We start from the raw sequence: 336 nt of genomic DNA on the forward strand, positions 1-336 counted from the left end.
CCATCGGGATGATGGTTTCAGGTGCTGGCGGGCGATAGCCCAGTGCACTGTGGGGGCGTTTTTTGTTGTAGTGTCTCCTCCATTGCTCGATCAGAATTTGAGCTTCGCGCAGGTTGTAGAAGATCTCACCGTTGAGCAGCTCATCCCTGAACCGGCCATTTAAGCTTTCACAGTATCCGTTCTCCCACGGGCTCCCAGGTTCGATGTAAGCTGTCTTGGCGCCAACGGCGGCGATCCAGTCTCGGACAGCCTGGGCGACAAATTCCGGCCCGTTGTCAGAACGTATGAAACTCGGCGCGCCGCGAAGTATGAACAGGTCTGTCAGGACGTCGATTA

The 336-nt window shown here is 56.0% G+C and carries 1 protein-coding gene; it reads right to left on the bottom strand.

What is annotated here, in order from left to right; all coding sequences use genetic code 11:
- The coding region (locus FIL88_RS16595; RefSeq protein ID WP_142854999.1) for an integrase core domain-containing protein at positions 1 to 336 on the bottom strand (336 nt) is incomplete at both ends.

This window comes from Aliiroseovarius halocynthiae (assembly GCF_007004645.1).
GTDB lineage: Bacteria > Pseudomonadota > Alphaproteobacteria > Rhodobacterales > Rhodobacteraceae > Aliiroseovarius > Aliiroseovarius halocynthiae.